This is a genomic window from Sphingorhabdus sp. EL138, assembly GCF_900258045.1.
Taxonomy (GTDB): domain Bacteria; phylum Pseudomonadota; class Alphaproteobacteria; order Sphingomonadales; family Sphingomonadaceae; genus Parasphingorhabdus.
Window position 1 is genome coordinate 389,680 of sequence record NZ_OGVD01000004.1, and the last position, 19,307, is coordinate 408,986.

The 19,307-nt window shown below is 54.3% G+C and carries 22 protein-coding genes; 19 read left to right on the top strand and 3 right to left on the bottom strand.

Features of this window, described 5'->3' with window-relative positions:
* Positions 1 to 116 precede the first annotated feature (116 nt).
* Both DK507_RS11725 and DK507_RS11730 read left to right on the top strand, forming a co-directional pair.
* Positions 117 to 518, top strand: coding sequence for a PaaI family thioesterase (locus DK507_RS11725; protein ID WP_109356565.1), 402 nt, complete (start codon positions 117 to 119; stop codon positions 516 to 518).
* A 56-nt stretch (positions 519 to 574) separates the two neighbouring features.
* Positions 575 to 1,090, top strand: coding sequence for a hypothetical protein (locus tag DK507_RS11730; RefSeq protein ID WP_109356566.1), 516 nt, complete (start codon positions 575 to 577; stop codon positions 1,088 to 1,090).
* A gap of 28 nt (positions 1,091 to 1,118) precedes the next feature.
* On the opposite strand, the gene DK507_RS11735 is transcribed toward DK507_RS11730, so the two are convergent.
* Complete coding sequence (locus DK507_RS11735) at positions 1,119 to 1,526, bottom strand: host attachment family protein (RefSeq protein WP_109356567.1); 408 nt, start codon at positions 1,524 to 1,526, stop codon at positions 1,119 to 1,121.
* Between the two features lie 53 nt (positions 1,527 to 1,579).
* Positions 1,580 to 2,923, bottom strand: a complete 1,344-nt coding sequence (locus DK507_RS11740) for a dicarboxylate/amino acid:cation symporter (protein WP_162559027.1) — start codon at positions 2,921 to 2,923, stop codon at positions 1,580 to 1,582.
* Between the two features lie 186 nt (positions 2,924 to 3,109).
* Here DK507_RS11740 and DK507_RS11745 point away from each other — a divergent pair, with 186 nt between their 5' ends.
* From DK507_RS11745 to DK507_RS11810, 14 genes are all read left to right on the top strand, one after another.
* Positions 3,110 to 4,690, top strand: a complete 1,581-nt coding sequence (locus DK507_RS11745) for a class I adenylate-forming enzyme family protein (RefSeq protein WP_109356569.1) — start codon at positions 3,110 to 3,112, stop codon at positions 4,688 to 4,690.
* 215 nt (positions 4,691 to 4,905) lie between these two features.
* Positions 4,906 to 5,592 carry a PEP-CTERM sorting domain-containing protein gene (locus DK507_RS11750; protein ID WP_109356570.1) on the top strand — a complete coding sequence of 229 codons (687 nt, stop codon included), beginning with the start codon at positions 4,906 to 4,908 and terminating at the stop codon, positions 5,590 to 5,592.
* Positions 5,593 to 5,723: 131 nt separating this feature from the next.
* Positions 5,724 to 7,370, top strand: coding sequence for a tetratricopeptide repeat protein (locus DK507_RS11755; protein WP_162559028.1), 1,647 nt, complete (start codon positions 5,724 to 5,726; stop codon positions 7,368 to 7,370).
* 72 nt (positions 7,371 to 7,442) lie between these two features.
* The gene (guaA, locus tag DK507_RS11760; RefSeq protein ID WP_109356572.1) at positions 7,443 to 9,002 is read left to right on the top strand and encodes a glutamine-hydrolyzing GMP synthase; all 1,560 of its coding nucleotides are present in this window, start codon (positions 7,443 to 7,445) and stop codon (positions 9,000 to 9,002) included.
* 84 nt (positions 9,003 to 9,086) lie between these two features.
* The gene (locus DK507_RS11765) at positions 9,087 to 10,094 is read left to right on the top strand and encodes an NAD(P)-dependent alcohol dehydrogenase (RefSeq protein ID WP_109356573.1); all 1,008 of its coding nucleotides are present in this window, start codon (positions 9,087 to 9,089) and stop codon (positions 10,092 to 10,094) included.
* Positions 10,095 to 10,171: 77 nt separating this feature from the next.
* Complete coding sequence (locus tag DK507_RS11770; RefSeq protein WP_109356574.1) at positions 10,172 to 10,567, top strand: VOC family protein; 396 nt, start codon at positions 10,172 to 10,174, stop codon at positions 10,565 to 10,567.
* 12 nt (positions 10,568 to 10,579) lie between these two features.
* Positions 10,580 to 11,338 carry an endonuclease III gene (nth, locus tag DK507_RS11775; RefSeq protein WP_254054359.1) on the top strand — a complete coding sequence of 253 codons (759 nt, stop codon included), beginning with the start codon at positions 10,580 to 10,582 and terminating at the stop codon, positions 11,336 to 11,338.
* The gene (locus DK507_RS11780) at positions 11,335 to 11,757 is read left to right on the top strand and encodes a GNAT family acetyltransferase (RefSeq protein WP_109356575.1); all 423 of its coding nucleotides are present in this window, start codon (positions 11,335 to 11,337) and stop codon (positions 11,755 to 11,757) included. The genes nth and DK507_RS11780 overlap by 4 nt, the downstream gene beginning before the upstream one ends.
* Positions 11,757 to 12,224, top strand: coding sequence for an AAC(3)-I family aminoglycoside N-acetyltransferase (locus tag DK507_RS11785; RefSeq protein WP_109356576.1), 468 nt, complete (start codon positions 11,757 to 11,759; stop codon positions 12,222 to 12,224). Before DK507_RS11780 ends, DK507_RS11785 begins: the two co-directional genes overlap by 1 nt.
* Positions 12,225 to 12,331: 107 nt before the next feature.
* Positions 12,332 to 12,505 carry a hypothetical protein gene (locus tag DK507_RS11790; RefSeq protein ID WP_254054440.1) on the top strand — a complete coding sequence of 58 codons (174 nt, stop codon included), beginning with the start codon at positions 12,332 to 12,334 and terminating at the stop codon, positions 12,503 to 12,505.
* Between the two features lie 10 nt (positions 12,506 to 12,515).
* On the top strand, positions 12,516 to 12,884 hold the full coding sequence (locus tag DK507_RS11795; protein ID WP_254054360.1) for an ArsC family reductase: 369 nt from the start codon (positions 12,516 to 12,518) through the stop codon (positions 12,882 to 12,884).
* 10 nt (positions 12,885 to 12,894) lie between these two features.
* Positions 12,895 to 13,446: a metal-dependent hydrolase gene (locus tag DK507_RS11800; protein ID WP_109356578.1), complete on the top strand. Its 552-nt coding sequence runs from the start codon at positions 12,895 to 12,897 to the stop codon at positions 13,444 to 13,446.
* Complete coding sequence (locus DK507_RS11805; RefSeq protein WP_109356579.1) at positions 13,416 to 13,700, top strand: DUF427 domain-containing protein; 285 nt, start codon at positions 13,416 to 13,418, stop codon at positions 13,698 to 13,700. Before DK507_RS11800 ends, DK507_RS11805 begins: the two co-directional genes overlap by 31 nt.
* A 77-nt stretch (positions 13,701 to 13,777) precedes the next feature.
* On the top strand, positions 13,778 to 14,803 hold the full coding sequence (locus DK507_RS11810; protein WP_109357649.1) for a glycerophosphodiester phosphodiesterase: 1,026 nt from the start codon (positions 13,778 to 13,780) through the stop codon (positions 14,801 to 14,803).
* Here DK507_RS11810 and DK507_RS11815 read toward each other — a convergent pair.
* On the bottom strand, positions 14,785 to 16,011 hold the full coding sequence (locus DK507_RS11815) for a TCR/Tet family MFS transporter (RefSeq protein WP_109356580.1): 1,227 nt from the start codon (positions 16,009 to 16,011) through the stop codon (positions 14,785 to 14,787). The genes DK507_RS11810 and DK507_RS11815 overlap by 19 nt on opposite strands.
* A 123-nt stretch (positions 16,012 to 16,134) precedes the next feature.
* Here DK507_RS11815 and panB point away from each other — a divergent pair, with 123 nt between their 5' ends.
* The 3 genes from panB (at position 16,135) to DK507_RS11830 (ending at position 19,284) form a co-directional block, all read left to right on the top strand.
* On the top strand, positions 16,135 to 17,007 hold the full coding sequence (gene panB, locus DK507_RS11820; protein WP_109357650.1) for a 3-methyl-2-oxobutanoate hydroxymethyltransferase: 873 nt from the start codon (positions 16,135 to 16,137) through the stop codon (positions 17,005 to 17,007).
* Positions 17,008 to 17,161: 154 nt separating this feature from the next.
* A complete protein-coding gene (locus DK507_RS11825) occupies positions 17,162 to 17,938 on the top strand; it encodes a tetratricopeptide repeat protein (protein ID WP_254054361.1) in 777 nt (258 codons plus the stop codon).
* Positions 17,938 to 19,284 (top strand): PQQ-binding-like beta-propeller repeat protein, encoded by a 1,347-nt coding sequence (locus DK507_RS11830; protein ID WP_109356581.1) that lies wholly within the window; start codon positions 17,938 to 17,940, stop codon positions 19,282 to 19,284. Before DK507_RS11825 ends, DK507_RS11830 begins: the two co-directional genes overlap by 1 nt.
* Positions 19,285 to 19,307 lie beyond the last annotated feature (23 nt).

Consider the following 19,307-nt stretch of genomic DNA (forward strand, 5'->3'; position numbering starts at 1 on the left):
TGGTCTTTTAAAGAACTTCGGTTCTCTAACCTTTAAAGAGGGTTGCAAGCCTATTGTGAACAACCATAAGAAGATAGTGTCTTCGCGTGAACCAAACTGATAAAGAGCGTAAAAATATGAGTAACCCCGCCGATATCGTCCCTTTCGCCAAAACCATGGGCATTAAAATCACCGAAATGACCAAGGAGAAAATCCGCGGCGAGATGCTGGTTCGGCCAGATATTTGTACCGCAGGCAATGGTCGCGGCACGCCGTCCATTCATGGTGGCGCAGTGATGACGTTCGCCGATGTTCTGGGCGCTTTTGGTGGTTTTGCCAATCTGCCCGAAGGATCGAGCGGCACCACTACCTCGGAAAGCAAGACAAATTTCCTCAATGCCGCGCCAGAGGGGCAGATTGTTTATGGCGAAGCTGTGCCGCTGAAAGTCGGCAAAAGGCAGTCTGTATGGCAATCGCGGTTATCGCTAGAGGACGGAACATTGGTTGCTGTCGTGACCCAGACGCAAATTGTGCTTTGAGGTATGCCCTCATTCGAATCTTTCCAAAAGCCGGTATTTTGGTCTAGACCGTAGACATGATGAGAAGCTTGATCCCCGCCGTGCTGATTTGTTTTGCCGCCAGCGCCTGTTCAGAGACAACCCAAGTCAGCGATGACCTGCAGGAAAGTCAGACCGATACCGCCAATCCCACAGGCCGGACGGAGCGGGTTGGTGCCAATCCCGGTGAACGTCCGGTACGTATTGGTGAAGGCGGACCTCGCTTTGATGCCTGTCAGGCGATGGGCCGTGTCACCGGCTTGCGGGAAGCTGAACTTGACGTCCTGATCGCGCCTTTTGATGCCGCAGAACGCAAGGACAGCCTGTCGGCGGGCCAGTTGGTCCACATCTGCACCCGCAGCCACGACCAGCAATGGCTGGGCATTGTTTATGATGACACCGCGGCAGCAGCAGAACCAAACGCTGACGGTACCGCAACCGGCGGATCACAGGATTGCCGTGTGTCTTCGCCGGTGCGGTCCAAGCGCAACTATGACGGCCCCTGCAAAAGCGGCTGGGTCGAAAGCACGTTCGTCAGACTGGTCGCCGGTTAGTCGGGCCCCGTTCGCGGGATATCAGAACCTAGTTATTCTGGATCGCTCGTTCGATATCCTTAATCGACGAGTTGGTCAGCGTCTTGCTCATTTCCAGAACGATCCTGTCGGTAACCTCCTTGTGCAACAGGGGACGCATTTCGCCCAGACTGTCCGGATCCGCGGCCAGTACCAGACTGTCAAAACCGCCGCTGCTCGCAAGGCTATAGAGATGATAGGCAAGCTGTTTTGAGAAAGTCGCTTCATCAGTTTCTCTGGCGGAGGAATCCGGCATGTAGGAGCCGGACGGCCCTTCCGAGCTTAGGTTCTTCGGACTGATCGTGCTCTCGGCTCGCAGCTTGATGCCATTACCGTCACCAATATTGCGATAGAGCTTGGCTTCGGCTCCCGTGGCAACAACGACGAGGCAGTTGGTTGGGATAGGGGAGTTTGTCATTTCTTGTCCTTTGTTTGAGAGGGTGAACCTGTTTCGAAAATTGTGCCGCTGGGTTAAACGTTTTGCTCGGTTGGTCGTTCCACAACTGGAACGGCAGTTTTGCGCAACAGGGTGCTTGCGGTCAGGTCACCTGCGACATTTACGCTGGTGCGGCTCATATCCAGTATCCGGTCGACCCCCATCACGATGACCATGCCATCGGCCGGGATCCCAAATCCAGCGGCAACGCTGACCAAAATTGCGATGCTGACCCCCGGCGTTCCGGGAGCGCCGATAGAAGAGGCGACCAATGTTACGGTCATCACCATGATCTGGCCTGCGCTAAGTTCAATGCCGGACATTTGCGCAAGAAACAGGATCGCGACGCTCTGGTACAAAGCCGTCCCGGCCATGTTCATGGTTGCCCCCAATGGCGCAACGAGGTTTGCGATGTCCCGTGGTACACCGAGCTTCTTCGCCGACTGGACGGTGCTGGGCATGACAGCTGCTGAACTGGATGTCGAGAAAGCGAGTAGCAAGGTTTCTCCCGCTTTCTTGAAAAACGTGATGGGCCCTATCCGGCAAAAAATGGCCAGGATGGAGAGGTACAGCAGGAAAAGCAGCAATAAACCGAGCAGGACGGTACCGACATAGGCGGATACAGCTAAGAGTGTATCGAGACCTATCTGCATGACCAGCTGCGCCATCATGCCGAAAACAGCCAAGGGTGCGAGGAACATCGCCCATTTGACGATGGTCATGCAGATGGACAATAGCGCGTCGAGTACAGACAGAAACGGCTCTATCCGGTCTCGCGTTACCTGTGTCGCGGCGATACCGACCAGCAGGGCGAGGACAACAACCGCCAGCAAATCGCCCTGCACGATAGACGCGGTGGGATTGTCGGGCAGGATCGCTGAAATCAATTCTGGCGCCTTGCCGAGATCAAATGTGGTCGCTTCGCCGTTCGGGACAGGTGTACCGGTTGAAACCCGGAATGAACCGGCTAGCCCTGCGCCAGGACGCAATATACCGGCAAGCGTGATACCGATGGCGGCAGCGGCGAAAGTGGTCGCGAGGACGAAACCGGCAAAGCGCAGCCCGATCCGTTGCAGCGCTTCACTTGACCCGCTGCCGGTCAGACCGCCAATGATCGAGGCAAATACCAGCGGGATCAAAACCATTGCGATAAGGCCCAGAAACAGTTGGCCGGGAAGTGCGAGCCAGGCGCCCAGCCAGCGCGCCGTTTCGGCTGAAATCAGGCCGCCTTCCGGGCCGAGCAGCAACCCGGCCGCAATGCCGAGCAATAATGCGACCAAAACCTGCGCCCAAAGCCGGGTCTGTATCCAGCTATGCATTTTCGCTGATTGCTGGCCGAGGCGAATGGACGGCAGCTCGGGAAGGGGCGGTATCGGCATGGGTCTGCTGTTTCCGTATCTTTGAGCCGTGGCGATATTGATGGTCCAGTCAGAAACGAGAACCGCTTTCGCGCCAAGTCGAGCGGGGTTTCCCGTTATCCGCATCCCGAAACAATAGGTAATGTTCCGGATGGTTGGCGAAATGGCGGATTGCATTTTCGCGCGCGATGCAGGAAACATCGGATCATGACAAAAATTGATCCTATCGCCTATCTCGACCAACCTTTTGGCCACTTATCCGATCTCATCCATGCCCATGCTGTAAACCAGCCGGGCCGTATCGCCCTAGACGATGGCGAGGAACGGTTGAACTGGCGGGAAACTGCGGCTTTGGTCAACAGGGCGGCGGCCCAGCTTCAGGCAGACGGGTTGGAAAAAGGGCAAGCGGTCTCGATTCTGGGCACGACAACCATCCGCTACGCCATCGCCTATCTTGGCGCCATTGTTGCTGGCGGTTGCGCGGCCCCTTTGACAACTTCCGCCACACCTAAGCAGCTCGCCAACATGATGGCAGACAGCGGCGCAATGCATTTATTTGTCGATAGCGCCAAACGCGCCGAGCTTTTCGAAAGCGGCATCGACTTGCCTCCGCTAAAGCATATCATGATGGATGCCGCAGAAGAAGGCGCGCCATCGATGCACGACTGGATGGCGGCAGAAGGCACAAAGCCTACCGATCCGGGCGTTGGTCCCAAAGACCCCTTCAACATCATCTATTCAAGCGGCACCACCGGCACACCCAAGGGCATTGTCCATAGTCGCCAGATGCGCTGGTATCAGATGGCGGTGGGTGAAAACTCCGGCTACGGCCAACCCGGCCAGGTCTCGCTGTTCTCCACGCCACTCTATTCAAACACGACACTTGGTATTTTTGTCGCGACCGTTGCCTATGGCGGGACATCGATTCTCATGCGCAAGTTTGACTGCCAGCGCTGGCTGGAGCTGGCGCAGGAAAACCGTGCGACCCATACCATGTTGGTCCCGGTGCAATATCAGCGGTTAATGGATTTTGATGATTTTGACGACTATGATCTTAGCCACTTCACTCATAAATATTGCACCAGTGCGCCCTTCTCGGCGGAACTGAAGGCCGAGGTCTTGGAGCGTATGCCCGGCGGTCTTATCGAGATTTATTCCATGACCGAGGGGGGTGTTGTCTGCATCCTGTTAGCGCATGCGCATCCTGACAAGCTGCACACGGTCGGTATCGCCTGGGGCGGCAGCGAGGTGATTACGGTTGACGAAGACCTCAATCGCTTGCCTGCTGGCGAGATGGGCGAACTGGTTGGACGCTCGCAGACCATGATGAGCGGCTATCAGAACCAGCCGGAAAAAACCGAGGAGGCCAGCTGGTATGATGAAAATGGCGACCGCTGGCAGCGGATGGGCGATATCGGCAAAGTCGATGAGGACGGCTTCATCACGCTGATGGGCCGATCCAAGGACATGATTATATCAGGGGGCTTCAACATTTATCCCCGTGATCTGGAAGAAGCGTTGATGGCGCAACCGGATGTCGCTGATGCTGCCGTCGTTGGCGTTGCCTCCAGGCAATGGGGAGAAACACCGGTCGGATTCGTGGTGGGGGAACCCGGGGCATCGCTGGATCTCGAAGCATTAAAGGCGGCAACCAATTCCGAACTTGGCAAGACCCAGCGCCTGTCGGAACTGCACCTGATTGAAGAGCTGCCGCGCAGCCATATTGGCAAGATTCTGAAAACGGAATTGCGGGATCGGGCCCAACAGGAACTTGCCGCGGCCGGTTAACCACATTTCTAAAGGCTTTATTGTCGATAATGATTACATTTATGACATGGTTAACAAGAATTTAACCAACCAGCTATCTGTAATATAAGTCTTTTTCAAAAATGGCATATGTTCTGCTTATCTTTTCATCATCCGGGTCCCAATCAGTTCAACGTTAACATTTGAACAGACGAGATCCGCTTAATGAAAAGATAGAAAACGGGGCAAACAACATCATGCGCAAGATTTCCATAGCAACACTGACCGCCATCGGTCTCGCAGCTGCTTACGCAACGCCGGCTTCGGCAGGGGTTATCGACTATGCAGCGACCAACTATACTGGCGGGTCCTGTAAGCATGGTCTTTACACCGGCAATACCGGCCGGGGCTGTAATCGTCGCTATTCTTTTCAGGATGGTACGACATTCAGCTATGATACCGATGCGCAGACGGCGACACTGACCGGTACAGCCATTAACGGTTCAGGGCAGGTCGCAACGCTGGACCTGAACTTTAGCAATTTCCTGGAAACCATCGACGGTACCAATTTCGATTATAAGAATGGCGGCGGCAATTTTAATCCTGTCACCGATACGCCGGATATTGATTTCTTCACCAACGGTTCTGGTACGATCAGCATTGACGGTGCGGTTTATACCGTGAACCCGAACGATCCATTTGCCGGCAACACCACACTGCAATTTGGTCATGGTGCAAATGACAAGAACAAGAATTTTGGCGGTTCGGCCTGGCTGAATATCCTGAACCCGCACGGTCATGCCGTTCGGCACTGGGATATTAATTTCAACCTGGACAAGATTGCGTCGGAAGTACCCGAGCCGGGTGCTCTGGGCTTACTGGGCCTCGCCGTGGGCGGACTTTGGGCGGGCACACGCCGTCGCCGCAAAAAGCTTGCTGCATAAGCATTAAGTTCAATCAGAATACTGGAACCGGGCGAGCTCATTATCGGCTGGTTTCTTTTTGTCTGCAATTGGCCGCTATGGCATCATGCGGATTAGCCCTTTTTAAAGGCTTTTGGGGTTATTCAAAGGTCATGAAACTTGCATCAAAATCCACCGTAACGACCTCTTTGCTGGCCCTTTCGCTGGTGCTTAGCGCCTGTTCGTCTGACGGCAATGATCCGATGGCAGATGCAGAAGCGGCTTTTGCTGAAAATGACTTTCGCGAGGCTCGCATCTATCTGATGTCTGCGCTGAAGGACAATACCGTCAACCCGGCGGCCAACTTGCTCTACGGTAAAACACTGCTGCGCCTTGGCGATGGTGTTGGTGCGGAAGCGGCTTTGAAGAAGCTGGCTGGAAATGCGGAATATGACGCGGAAGTACAAAGCCTGATGGCTCATGCGCTGCTGCTGCGCAACATGCCGAAACGTGCTCTGGCTCTGACTGAGAACCCGGACCCTGAAAATGCCAACCTGGCTTATTGGGTGAAGGCACAGGCGCTGCTTGCGCTGGACCGAGAAGAGGAAGCTGTGGCCGCTTTGTCAGATGGCCTTGCCGCCGCGCCCAACGATCCCGGGCTTCTGGCGCTTCGCGGAAATTATGAAGTGGATAGACGCAATATTAGCGCAGCTCGCCGTACCGCTGCCCTTGCGCTCAAACATGATCCGGAAAACCTTGATGCCTTGTTGCTGTCCGGCCAACTGGCGCTGATGCGTCAGGATTTACCGGCCGCCAAGGACACTTTTGGCAAGGCGCTTGAACTCTATCCCGACAGCATAACGCCGCTTTTTTCGGTTGCTGCCGTCGACGCGGATTTGGGTAATGCAAAGGATGCGAAGGCAAATTTGAAACGCATTCTGGAGCTGGCCCCCGGCCATCCGATGGCGCTTTTCCTGATGGCCAGAATTGCCTTTAATGATGGCGATATCGACCGGGCTCATGATCTGGCTCAGGGTGCAGGTGAGGCGTTGGATGATGTACCCAGTGCTGCTCTGCTTCGCGGAGAAATCGCCTATTTGCAGGGCAATCATGAGCAGGCAATTGAGCGGTTGCGCAAATTCTTAGTCGACATGCCAGGCCATGTACAGGGCACCACGGTGCTGGGATCGGCGCTCGCAGCCGTGGGAAATGAAATCGAAGCCTATCAACTGGTAAAACCGGCAGCGCAGCGCGCCAACGCCACCCCGCAATTGCTGGCTTTGGCGGCCAGACTTGGGAAACTGCAAAACGACCCGTTGGCCGCCGGTTTTGAAAGCCGGGCGCAAGTACCAGAGGGGCGCAATGATATCGCGCTGAAAATGACCGACGCGGGACAGGCCATAGCCAACAAGCAATGGAGCAAGGCCGAATCTATCTACGCCGATCTGCGGGCTTCCGGTCTCGACGGCAATGCGATTGTCATGAACAACAGCGCGTTGGTGCAGTTAGAGTTGGGAAATGAGGCGGAGGCTGTGAGTTTTGCTCGCGCCGCTTTCGCGCTGACGCCTGATGATCCCAATGTGCTCGACACGTTGGGCTGGACGCTATTGCAATCGGGTCAGGATAAGGCTGAAGCGTTGAAACTGCTGCGGCAGGCCTCTTCCCGTGCGCCGGGCAATCTGGAAATTCGCTGGCATCTGGCCAATGCGCTGGCTGCCAATGGACAGACGGCAGAAGCAAAGCGGGTGATAAAGAGTCTCAAGGCGTTCGCGAGTGCCGATCAGCAAGCACAGATCGATAAGCTGCTCGCGCGGCTTTGAATTCGAGCACAAAGTTCATAATCCGCGCCACAATCTATAGACTCTTTCTCCGTGCCAGATTAAGCGCTCTTCATGTCTATTGCCCATGAAGAAACCATCCTGATCGTCGATTTCGGCTCTCAGGTCACGCAGCTTATCGCACGCCGGGTCCGCGAGGCCGGAGTTTACTCGGAAATTGCTCCGTTTAACAGTGCCGAAGAAGCATTTGCGCGAATGAAGCCCAAGGGGATCATCCTTTCGGGCAGCCCGGCCAGTGTGACCGAAGAAGACAGTCCACGCATCCCGCAGGCTTTTCTGGAGGCCGGTATTCCGGTCCTCGGTATTTGCTATGGTCAGCAAGTGATGACGACGCAACTGGGCGGTCAGGTTGAAGGCGGGGAGAGCGGCGAATTCGGCCGTGCCTTTATCGAGATTTCAGAAAGCTGCGTTCTGTTTGACGGTCTCTGGAAGGTTGGCGAAAAACACCAGGTGTGGATGAGCCACGGCGACAAGGTCACCGAGTTTGCTCCCGGTTTCCGGATCGTCGCAACCACGGAAGGCGCGCCCTTTGCGATTATCGCGGATGATGAAAAGCGCTTTTATGGCATGCAGTTCCATCCGGAAGTCGTCCACACACCAGATGGCGGCAAGCTGATCGCCAATTTCGTCCGCCATGTCTGCGGCTGTGCCGGCGACTGGTCGATGGCGGAATTCAAGGCGGCCAAGATCAAGGAAATTCGTGAGCAAGTCGGCGATGGCAAGGTAATCTGCGGCCTGTCGGGCGGCGTTGACAGCGCGGTCGCGGCTGTGCTGATCCATGAGGCGATTGGCGAGCAGCTCACCTGTGTATTTGTCGATCACGGGTTGATGCGTCAGGGCGAGGCGGATCAGGTGGTGAGCCTGTTCAAGGGCCATTACAATATTCCGCTGGTGCATCTCGATGTCGAGACACTGTTCCTAAATGGCCTGAAAGGCGAAACCGATCCGGAAAAGAAGCGCAAGTTTATTGGCAAGACCTTTATCGATGTGTTTGAGATTGAGGCGAAAAAAGTCGGCGGTGCGGATTTCCTCGCCCAAGGGACGCTCTATCCCGATGTGATCGAGAGTGTCAGCTTTACTGGCGGGCCAAGCGTAACGATCAAGTCGCACCACAATGTTGGCGGGCTTCCCGAGCGTATGAACATGCAGCTCGTTGAACCCTTGCGCGAATTGTTCAAGGACGAAGTCCGAGCATTGGGCCGAGAGCTAGGTCTGCCCGAGATTTTCGTCGGTCGCCATCCGTTCCCGGGTCCCGGCCTTGCCATCCGCATTCCCGGCGAAGTGACCAAGGAACGTTGCGATATCTTGCGCAAAGCCGACGCTATCTATCTGGAAGAGATAAGAAATGCAGGACTATATGATGCGATCTGGCAGGCTTTCGTCGTGTTGCTCCCGGTCAAGACCGTCGGAGTAATGGGGGACGGCCGGACCTATGATAATGTCTGCGGCTTGCGCGCTGTGACCAGCACCGATGGCATGACCGCCGATGTCTATCCCTTTGACGCCAGTTTCCTGACCCGTGTGGCGACGCGGATTGTCAACGAGGTGAAGGGGATAAACCGGGTGGTTTATGATTATACCTCGAAACCGCCGGGGACGATTGAGTGGGAGTGATAGGGCGATTTAGTGAGCTGTGGTTCTTGAGGACCAAAAGGTTCAGGCTGACGAAGAACTAAACTAACGCAAGGAGAGAACCCCATGAAAGCCATCCAACTCCAATCCCCAGCCTCGCTCGACAATCTCCAACTGGTTGATCTCCCCGACCCCGCTGCTCCCGGTCCGGGTGAAATTGCGGTTCGGTTGCGCGCATCATCGCTGAACTATCATGATTATGCGGTGGTCAAGGGCATGCTCCCGACAGCAGATAAGCGCATACCCATGTCGGACGGTGCGGGCGAAGTGACGGCAGTGGGTGAGGGCGTTACCGAGTTTAAGGTCGGCGATGCAGTGGTTTCCACCTTCTTCCCCGACTGGATTGATGGCCCGCCACCGGAAGGCGGGTTTCAGCGTGTGCCCGGCGACGGGATTGACGGCTATGCGGTGGAGCAGGCGGTTGGTGCAGCGACATCATGGACCCACGCGCCCAAGGGCTATAGCGCAGCCGAAGCGGCAACGCTGACCTGTGCGGGCCTGACCGCCTGGCGCGCGTTATTCGTCGATGGTTGTGTGAAGCCCGGCGACACAGTGCTTGTGCAGGGCACGGGCGGCGTGTCCATCTTTGCACTGCAATTTGCCAAGGCAGCGGGCGCGACGGTGATCGCGACTTCTTCATCCAACGAAAAACTGGCGCGGCTCAAAGACTTGGGAGCGGATCATCTGATCAATTACAAGCAAATCGAAGCCTGGGGACCGAAAGTCCTTGAACTCACCGGCGGTGCAGGTGTGGATTGCGTGGTCGAAATTGGCGGACCGGGGACGCTCGACCAGTCGATGATGGCGACCCGTATTGGCGGGCATATCGCGCTGATCGGTGTGCTGACCGGTTTTGCGGGACCGGTTCAGACCGGCTTGCTCATGGCCAAAAACCTTCGCGTGCAGGGCCTGACGGTCGGCAGCCGCGCGCAGCAGATCGATATGATTGCCGCGATTGAGGCCAATGGAATCAAGCCAGTGCTCGACAAGCATTTTCCACTGGCGGACCTGGCCGATGCGTTCCGCCACCAGGAATCGGGCGCACATTTCGGCAAGATCGTCGTCGAAATTTGATCTGTGGAAGCTCCGGATCAGTATGATATAGCAAAGCCGTCACATACAACTTTTTTGTGGCGGAGGAGGATGATCGGATGACCAATGAATATATAACGCTGGGCAGCAGCGATCTTGAACGATCGCATGCATATTATGATGCCGTGATGCCGGTTCTTGGTGCAACTCTGGAAGCGGATTATCCTGGCATGACATTTTGTTATAAAATGCCCAGCGGTTTCCGAATCTGGGTTTCGAAACCCCAAAATGGGGAGCCACCCGCTTGCGGCAATGGCCATACGGCGGGTCTCTATGCTGATAGCGCTGACACAGTGGACAGGGCGCATAGGGCGGCGCTCGCATATGGCGGCAGTGATGAAGGTGCGCCGGGCCCGCGTCCCATCTATGGTCCAGAATTTTACGGGGGCTATGCGCGTGATCCTGATGGGAATAAAATGAGTTTCGTAACCTATGTGGACACAGCCTCAGCTTAGACGGCCGGGAGAATGAACCTTGCCTCTCACAAACTGGCAACGCATGTTCCGGTGATGCAACTGTCTCTTGGAACCGACACCCGAACCGACACGTTACGCTGTGTTCAGCGGCGACTCATTGCCCAGTTCGGACGAATTGTGAGACCGGCGGACAAACGCCGCGATCCGGTTTGGACGCTGGTGCAGGGCGTGATCGGCGCGCGATCGAAAACCGCAATATCCAACGCCTCGACCGATCGTTTATTGGCTGATTTCGGCAGTTGGGAGGCGGTTGCGGGGCTACCGCTGGAAACGCTGAAGGACTATCTCGCAAATCAGACTTTTCCTGACCTTTCGGCAAGTCGGCTAAAGGATTGCCTGTGGGAAATCATTAACCGATGCGGGGCCGCCAATCTGTCTCATCTGACGGATATGACAACCGCAGAAGCCATGATATGGCTGGAATCCTTACCCGGCGTTGCGCGCAAGATCAGTGCGGGTGTGATGAGCAACAGCACGCTGAAGCGCAAAGCGCTGGTCATAGACACACACCACCGCCGAGTGGTCCAGCGCATCGGGCTGGTGCCGCCCAAAGCTGACACGACGCGCAGCTATGATATCCTGATGCCGGTTCTTCCGCCTGACTGGTCGGCGGCGGATATTGACGAGCATCATCTGTTGGTCAAAAAGCTGGGCCAGACGTATTGTCGACCTTCCAGTCCCGATTGTGCGAGCTGTCCAGCGCGCGGCGATTGCCAGACAGGACAGGCTTCCGGAAAGCAGGCATCTTGAATACTTATCCTCCAACACGCCGGGCCGGGGCGGATGATCGTGACGCGGTGCTATCGCTTTGGGAGGCCTGCGGCCTGACCCGCCCATGGAATGATGCTGATGCCGATTTCAAACGCGCCATCGATGGCGCAACATCTGATATCCTGTGCCTCGAAGAGGACGGAAAACTGGTGGCGACAGTCATGGTCGGTGACGATGGCCATCGCGGCTGGGTTTATTATCTCGGTGTTTTGCCGGATGGAAGACGGAAGGGACTTGGACGAACAATTATGACCGCCGCCGAGCAGTGGTTACACCAACGTGATGCACCAAAAATCCAGTTGATGGTGCGGGATGACAATGAACAGGCTATCGGGTTTTACAAAGCGCTGGGATATGAGGTGCAGCCGGTTGTCACGATCGGACGGAGGCTTGATTGATGGATAACCCGTCCCCCGCCATCATCCAGCAATTGTCTCCCGCAGATACAGAGCTTGCGCGTGAACTACTTTACGTTTTTGGTCAGGCGTTCGAAGATGAAGCAACATATGATTCCAAGGCTTCCAGCAAGGATTATCTGGAAAAGCTGCTGGCCCGTGATCATTTTATCGCCTTGGTCGCGCTGGTTGAAGGCGAGGTGGTAGGCGGGATTGCCGCCTATGAAATGGAAAAGCTAGAGCTGGAACGGTCCGAAATCTATCTCTATGATCTGGCGGTGCTTGAAAGTCATCGCCGGCGGCATATCGCAACACATTTGGTTGATGCATTACGTGAAATTGCGGTCGAACGCGGCGCATGGGTTGTATTTGTCCAGGCAGATCACGGCGATGATCCCGCCATTACCCTTTATACGGGTCTTGGAACCCGGGAAGACGTGCTGCATTTCGATATAAAGCCGGAGAAATAATCTTCGGGAAAATGGTCCTAAACAGTTAGAAAGCGCCAGGTGAACATTCTGGTCTTTCTCTACTTTCCAACCACGTTTGCAATCGCATCGGATTGACCGACGCAAAGGTGGCGGACGAGACGGCACAACAATTAGAAGAGCGCACTCCCGATTGGGCTTTGCAAGATAGGCATTTCTGGCTTATTCAGTTTGGCAAGAAAATCTGCACATCCCGGAGTCCGAAATGCGACCGGTGTCCCGTGAGCGACATTTGTCTCTGGTTTGCTGCGCAGACAAAATAGGGTGATGATTATGAGTAACGAGACAAAAATGTACGGGATTTCCAATTGCGATACGATCAAAAAGGCACGCAACTGGATGGAGAAAAACGGTATCAACTACGTTTTTCATGATTACAAGAAATCTGGTATTACCAAGGATATGCTGGAACTGTGGGTGATGCAGGTGGGGTGGGAGCCGCTGCTCAACAAGCGTGGTACCACCTTCAAGAAGCTTCCTGACATGATGAAGGAAAATATCGACGAGAACAGCGCGATAATGCTGATGGCGGAAAACCCCAGCATGATTAAACGCCCGGTTCTGGAGCATGGTGACGAACTAGTTGTCGGTTTTAAAGCCGCAGATTACGAGGCAGCAGGGCTGACAGCGCGTAACAGCTAGAGCATATTCGATGCCAACCATAATGACCCATGCGGCCGTTCCGATTGCCGGGGCGTTGTTGCTGGGTCGCAGTCGCCTATCAGCTCCGGTAATCGCAACGGGCATCGTTTTTGCGATGCTGCCCGATGCGGATGTCATAGGCTTTGGTTTCGGGATCGATTATGCCGATAACTGGGGGCATCGGGGAGCAACCCATTCGCTGGCTTTCGCCGCCGCTTTGGCCCTATTGGCGGTCGTGCTAATCCGCCCACAGCGCTATTTTCTGGCAGGTTTTTTCCTGTTTATCGCGATGGCGTCACACGGGTTGTTAGATACCCTGACAAATGGAGGATTGGGTGCGGCTTTGTTCTGGCCGTGGGATGAAACCCGTCATTTTGCGCCTATGACGCCCATCGCAGTGTCACCCATCGGCATATCGGATTTTATCTCCACACGTGGCATGAAAGTGTTACAATCGGAAGCTATATGGATATGGATGCCGCTGGTTATTCTGGTGACTATAGTCCTGGGTTTGAAGCAATGGAGAGCAAGATGGTTACGGCAAAATGGAACGGAGCAGTAATCGCGGAAAGCGATGATACCGTGGTGGTTGAAGGTAACCATTATTTTCCGCGGGACGCTGTAAAGGCGGATATGCTGACAGACAGCGACACGACCAGTTTTTGTCCTTGGAAAGGCACAGCTTCTTACCATTCTTTGGTGGTCGATGCTGAAACGAATCCCGACGCTGCCTGGTATTACCCGGAACCAAAAGAGGCCGCGAACGAGATCAAGGACCGAATTGCTTTCTGGAAGGGCGTGGAAGTATCCCTTTGATGTTTGGACGTATCTTTTTACCGCTTTTGCTGTTGGTCAACGTGAGTGCATGCAGTCCGCAATCGGAGAATAGTGACATGTCAGTCAAACCTGCACCGACATTATCCGGTCAGCCAGCCATTGTGATCGCGCATCGCGGCGCTAGCGGTAACGTAGTGGAACATACGTTGGAGGCCTATCAACGCGGGATTGATTACGGCGCTGATTTTATCGAACCCGATTTGGTTCTGACAAAAGATGGTGTGCTGGTTGCCAGGCATGAGAATGAAATAAGCGGAACGACAAACGTGGCTGACAAGCCAGAATTTGCTGACCGTAAAACTACGAAGTCCATTGATGGACGGGACTATACTGGCTGGTTCACAGAGGATTTTACGTTCGCAGAACTGAAGACCTTGCGCGCCAAAGAGCGGTTGCCGGACGTGCGGCCTGAAAACATGAAATATGATGGTCAGTTTGAAATTCCGACTTTTGAAGAAGTGCTAAAGCTGCTCAAAGCGCATGAGGCGAAAACAGGCGAGCGGATTGGCGTTTATCCTGAAACCAAACATCCATCATATTTCAGTTCTATTGGATTGGCGCATGAGGAACCGATGCTAGCATTGCTCAAGCAATATGGTTTTACCGATGCTGATGATCCCGTATTCATTCAGTCTTTCGAAGTTGGCAACTTGCGGGCGCTCAACGCAAAGACCAAGATTCGTCTGGTTCAGTTGGTCGCCGATCAGGGCGGCCCTTTTGATCTACCGGGTATTCGTTACACAGACATGGTCACGAGCAATGGTCTGGCGGAAATAGCCGAATATGCCGATGGAATTGGGCCATCCAAAAACCTCGTGATTCCGCGCCACATGTCAGGGCGTCTTGAAAATCCGACGAGCCTTGTTTCCGACGCTCACAAAGCAGGGCTTGTGGTGCATCCGTGGACGTTCCGCCTCGAAAATATATTTCTGCCCACCGAGCTTCAAGGTGGCGATACAGCATCCGCCAACGGCGATATCAAGGCGGAAATAAATACCTTTCTTGCGACGGGCATTGATGGATTGTTCAGTGATAATCCGAGAGAGGCATCTCAGGCCGCCGATCAGCTGCTTGCGGAATAATGACGCCGAACAGTGACCGCATAGATGATTACCGACACCGCCATTAAAACGGTCCCAACGATGAAGGGAGCGCCAGGAAAGTAATATCCCTGTTTGTCTGCATAAGCGCCAAATATGCCAGTCATCATTACTGGGCCGAAAATTGACGTCAGGCTGATCATGCTTGCTATCGCACCCTGTAATTCGCCCTGTGCATCCTCCTCTATACGCGTGCTCATCATCTGTTGCATGGCCGGAAAGGCGAAGCCGCTAGCGGCGCCAATAACGATACCAAGATAGACGAACCCGCTGGACGGGGCGAAGGCGAAGCAGAGATAGGCGGGCATTCCGAACATCAGGCTGATCAAGGCCGTCCGTCTCTCGCCGAAGCGCAATATCACGGGACCGGTTAAAACACCTTGGACAAGGGCCAACAATATTCCGAACAGCGCTACGCTGAACCCAATTTCCAATTTGCTCCAGTCGAATCGTTCGATCAGCCAGTAAGCCCATACGGCAATCTGGGCCTGGGCAGCCAGTTGGAGTACGAATATCGTGGATAAAAAACCGATTACCAACGGCGTTTTGGACATTTGCATGACGCTACCCAACGGATTGGCGCGCGTAATAGAGAAGCTTCTGCGCTTTTCCGGAGGCAGCGTTTCTTTGAGAATCATGATGCCAACGGCCGTGCCAACAAGCGCTAATATCGACGCAGCAATAAACGGCAGGCGATCTCCATATTCACCCAATATTCCGCCAAGCCCCGGCCCGATGACAAAGCCAAAAGCGCCTGCGCCGCCCAATATTCCGAAAAATTTTCCGCGTTCTGTCGGCTTTGCAACATCCGCCACACAGCTGTTCGCTGCCGCCCAGCTCGCACCCATGATACCGGAAATGATCCGGCCGATGAATAGCCAGACCAGATCAGGGGCCCAGGCCATGATCGCATAGTCGAGTCCCAGCAGGAATAATGTTGTCAGCAATACAGGTCGCCGGCCGAAACGGTCGCTCAAACCGCCGATCACTGGAGCAAACAGGAATTGCATCATTGCGTAAGCAAAGAGCAACCAACCGCCAATTTCTGCAGCACGGTCAATGGAGGCGCCGGTCAGATCGGTGATCAGCGAAGGCATGACCGGAAGTATCAAGCCGATTCCCATCATGTCGATAAACACAATGAACGCGACGAACAGCAATATGGACTGCGGCTTTCGGGCCGATGTCATAGGGAATTCCAATAGTTTGGAGGTGGAATGTGAAGGTGAGTCGCGAGAGACCTATTTGATGCCGCATTTTCCGAATAAACGCAACGCTGGCCTTATTGCATTGTGGGAGTTATGTATTCTGTCATGTCTACAACATTCACACTCGACACTTCGACCAGCCGTGCCAATCCGACTCCTAAACCGTTGAAACGGTTGACGGTTCCGGCCGTTCAACGCCGAAAGTTTGAGGGCAAAACGGAAGAGCCTTTGGTCATGTTGACCGCCTATACCGCCCGTACAGCCCAATTGCTCGATGCGCACTGCGACATGCTTCTTGTGGGAGATTCGCTCGGCCAGGTGATTTACGGTTTGCCGTCCACTTTACCGGTTACCCTTGATATGATGTGTAATCATGGCGCTGCAGTTGTGCGAGGGAGCTATCACAGTCTCGTTGTCGTCGATATGCCGTTCGGTTCTTATGAAAAATCACCGGAACAGGCGTTTGAATCAGCTAGCAGGATCATGGCGGAAACCGGATGCGCAGCGGTGAAGCTGGAGGGCGGCCAATCGATGGCTTCCACTATTTCTTTCCTGTCGCAGCGCGGCATTCCAGTTATGGCGCATATTGGTCTGACACCACAGGCCGTAAACGCACTAGGGGGTTATGCTGCAAGAGGCCGCACTCAGGAAGAGCATGAAAAGATCCTCGCAGATGCCACCGCGGTGGCCGATGCCGGTGCCTTTGCGATGGTTGCTGAAGGCGTGCTGGAGCCGATTGCCATTTCCGTGACCAAAAGCGTTGATGTACCGGTGATCGGCATAGGGGCTTCTGCCCAATGTGATGGTCAGGTGCTGGTGACAGAAGACATGTTGGGGATGTTCGAACGCACCGCGCGTTTTGTGAAACGCTACCACAATATTTCGGAAAATATCGAACGGGCTGCAGAAAGCTATGCAGAGGAAGTTCGAAACCGCAGTTTTCCAGGCCCTGATCAACTTTATCAACCGAAAAAATAGTATGAAACCCGTGTTTTAACAACCAATTGTTCAGCATTCGAAAATGGACGATATATTTGGACTTTTCATGAGCCATCGCTAAAGGACTAGCGATGAATTTTTGGGAGGTACATAGATGCTTCCTGCTGAAGAATAGAGATTGAAGGAGGCCAGGTTGGCCAAAGACGACAAAGATACCCCGGAAGAACAATCAGACCGTCAGGAACAGGTGTTCATGCGTGAGGTGGATGATGCTGTTCGAGAGGACGATCTGAAAAATTTCGGGCGCCGTTATGGCATCGGAATTGGTGTGGCTGTCGTCGTTGGGCTGGCATCGCTTGCCGGATGGATATTCTATAACAACAGTCTGGAAGAGGAATCCGGGCTTCGCAGTGAGGAATATGTTGCCGCTATCGATAGCGTGAAGCGTAATAACCTAGATGGTGCGGCAACGGCGTTAGAATCGCTGGAAGAAGCGAATCAGGAAGGATATAAAGCTGCGGCGAAATTGATGCAGGCGAATATTGCGCTGGAGAAACAGGACGCGAAAGCTGCCATTGCCGGGTATCAGGCGATTGTAGCTGATTCAGAGCTACCACAACCATTTCGTGATCTTGCGCTCATCCGTCAGACGACAGCTGAATTTGACACGCTGGAACCGCAGGCAGTGATCGACCGGCTGAAACCGCTCGCGGTGCCAGGCAATCCATGGTTTGGCAGTGCCGGTGAAATGGTTGCGTTGTCCTATTTGAATTTGGAAAAAACAGATCTGGCGGGACCGCTATTTGCGCAACTTGCGAAGGATGACAATGTGCCACCAACGATCCGGTCACGTGCTTTGCAGATGGCTGGAGTACAAGGGATAGATGCGGTTGAACTGGATACCGATGGTGAAATTAATCCCGCCGCCGAAATAGCAGATTCGGCAGCGAGTGAGGGAGAGACAGAGTAATGATTTCGGTTAAGAACAAGCATATTTCGAAGTTTTGTGCTGGACTGTTAGCTGTTTCCTTATTGTCCGGTTGCGCCGTTTTGGGTGGTGGAGACGACAAGAAAAAAGACACGCCGACTTTGGGCAAACGGACTAATATCCTGACCGGCGAAAGTGGAGCGGAAGTAGATCCAGCCTTGGCCGGTATCTCTGTTATCGTGCCGGCACCTCGCGCAAATACTGACTGGGCTCAATCCGGCGGAAATGCTGGAAAGTCGGTGGGACATATAGCGTTGGGTTCTGCCTCAACGCGTGTTTGGACCGCTGATGTGAGCGGAACCAACAAGCGGGAGCGTCTGGCTGCTGCCCCGGTGGTGTCGGGTGGGCGTCTTTTCGTTGTTGATACCCAGGCTATGGTGCATGCATTTGATGCCAAAACCGGTGCAAAAGTCTGGTCGACGCAGATCGAAGTACAAAGCGATGGCAAACCCTCTCGCTTTGGTGGCGGCGCTAGCGCCGCAGGTACGATGGTCTATGCCACCAATGGCGTTGGTGATGTCGTTGCATTGAATGCAGCAGATGGAAGTCAGGTCTGGAAAGTCCGGCCAGCGGGTCCGTTGCGCGGAGCACCGACGATCTCCAATGGTAATGTCTATGTCATGACTCAAGATAACCAGATTTATGCACTGAGTCAGGCTGATGGTGCGGTGCAATGGAATGAGGCTGGGACTGTTGGTCTGGCCGGTATCTTTGGTGTTGCTGCACCCGCAGCGGCGCAGGGCACGGTCATTGCCGGCTATTCATCCGGTGAGTTAACGGCCTATCGCTATGAAAATGGACGTAATCTGTGGAATGATGCGTTGGCGCGGACCAGCATTTCAACATCTGTTGCTACCCTGTCGGACATTGATGCTGATCCCGTCATTGATCGCGGACGTGTTTTCGCATTGGGGCAGGGCGGCCGGATGGCGGCTTACGAACTGGTCACGGGACAGCGTATCTGGGAGCTGAACATCGCTGGCATCGCAACTCCTGTGGTTTCCGGAGAATGGGTATTTGTGCTGACCGATGATGCGAAGCTTTTGTGCATCGCCCGACCGACCGGAAAAGTGCGGTGGATCAGTCAATTGGCGGCCTACCGCAACGAAGAAAAGAAGAAAAATCCGATCAACTGGACCGGCCCGGTATTGGCTGGCAATCGCCTGATTGTCGCAAGCACCGAAGGCGATCTGGTTTCTGTCTCATTGGAAGAAGGCAGCAGCACGACCTTGTTTGATCTGAAGCAAGGCGTATCCCTGCCTCCAATCGTAGCGGACGGAATGCTCTACATATTAGACAATAGCGGCCGCATTTCGGCGTTTCGCTAAGGATATCAGATAAGGAACGGGAA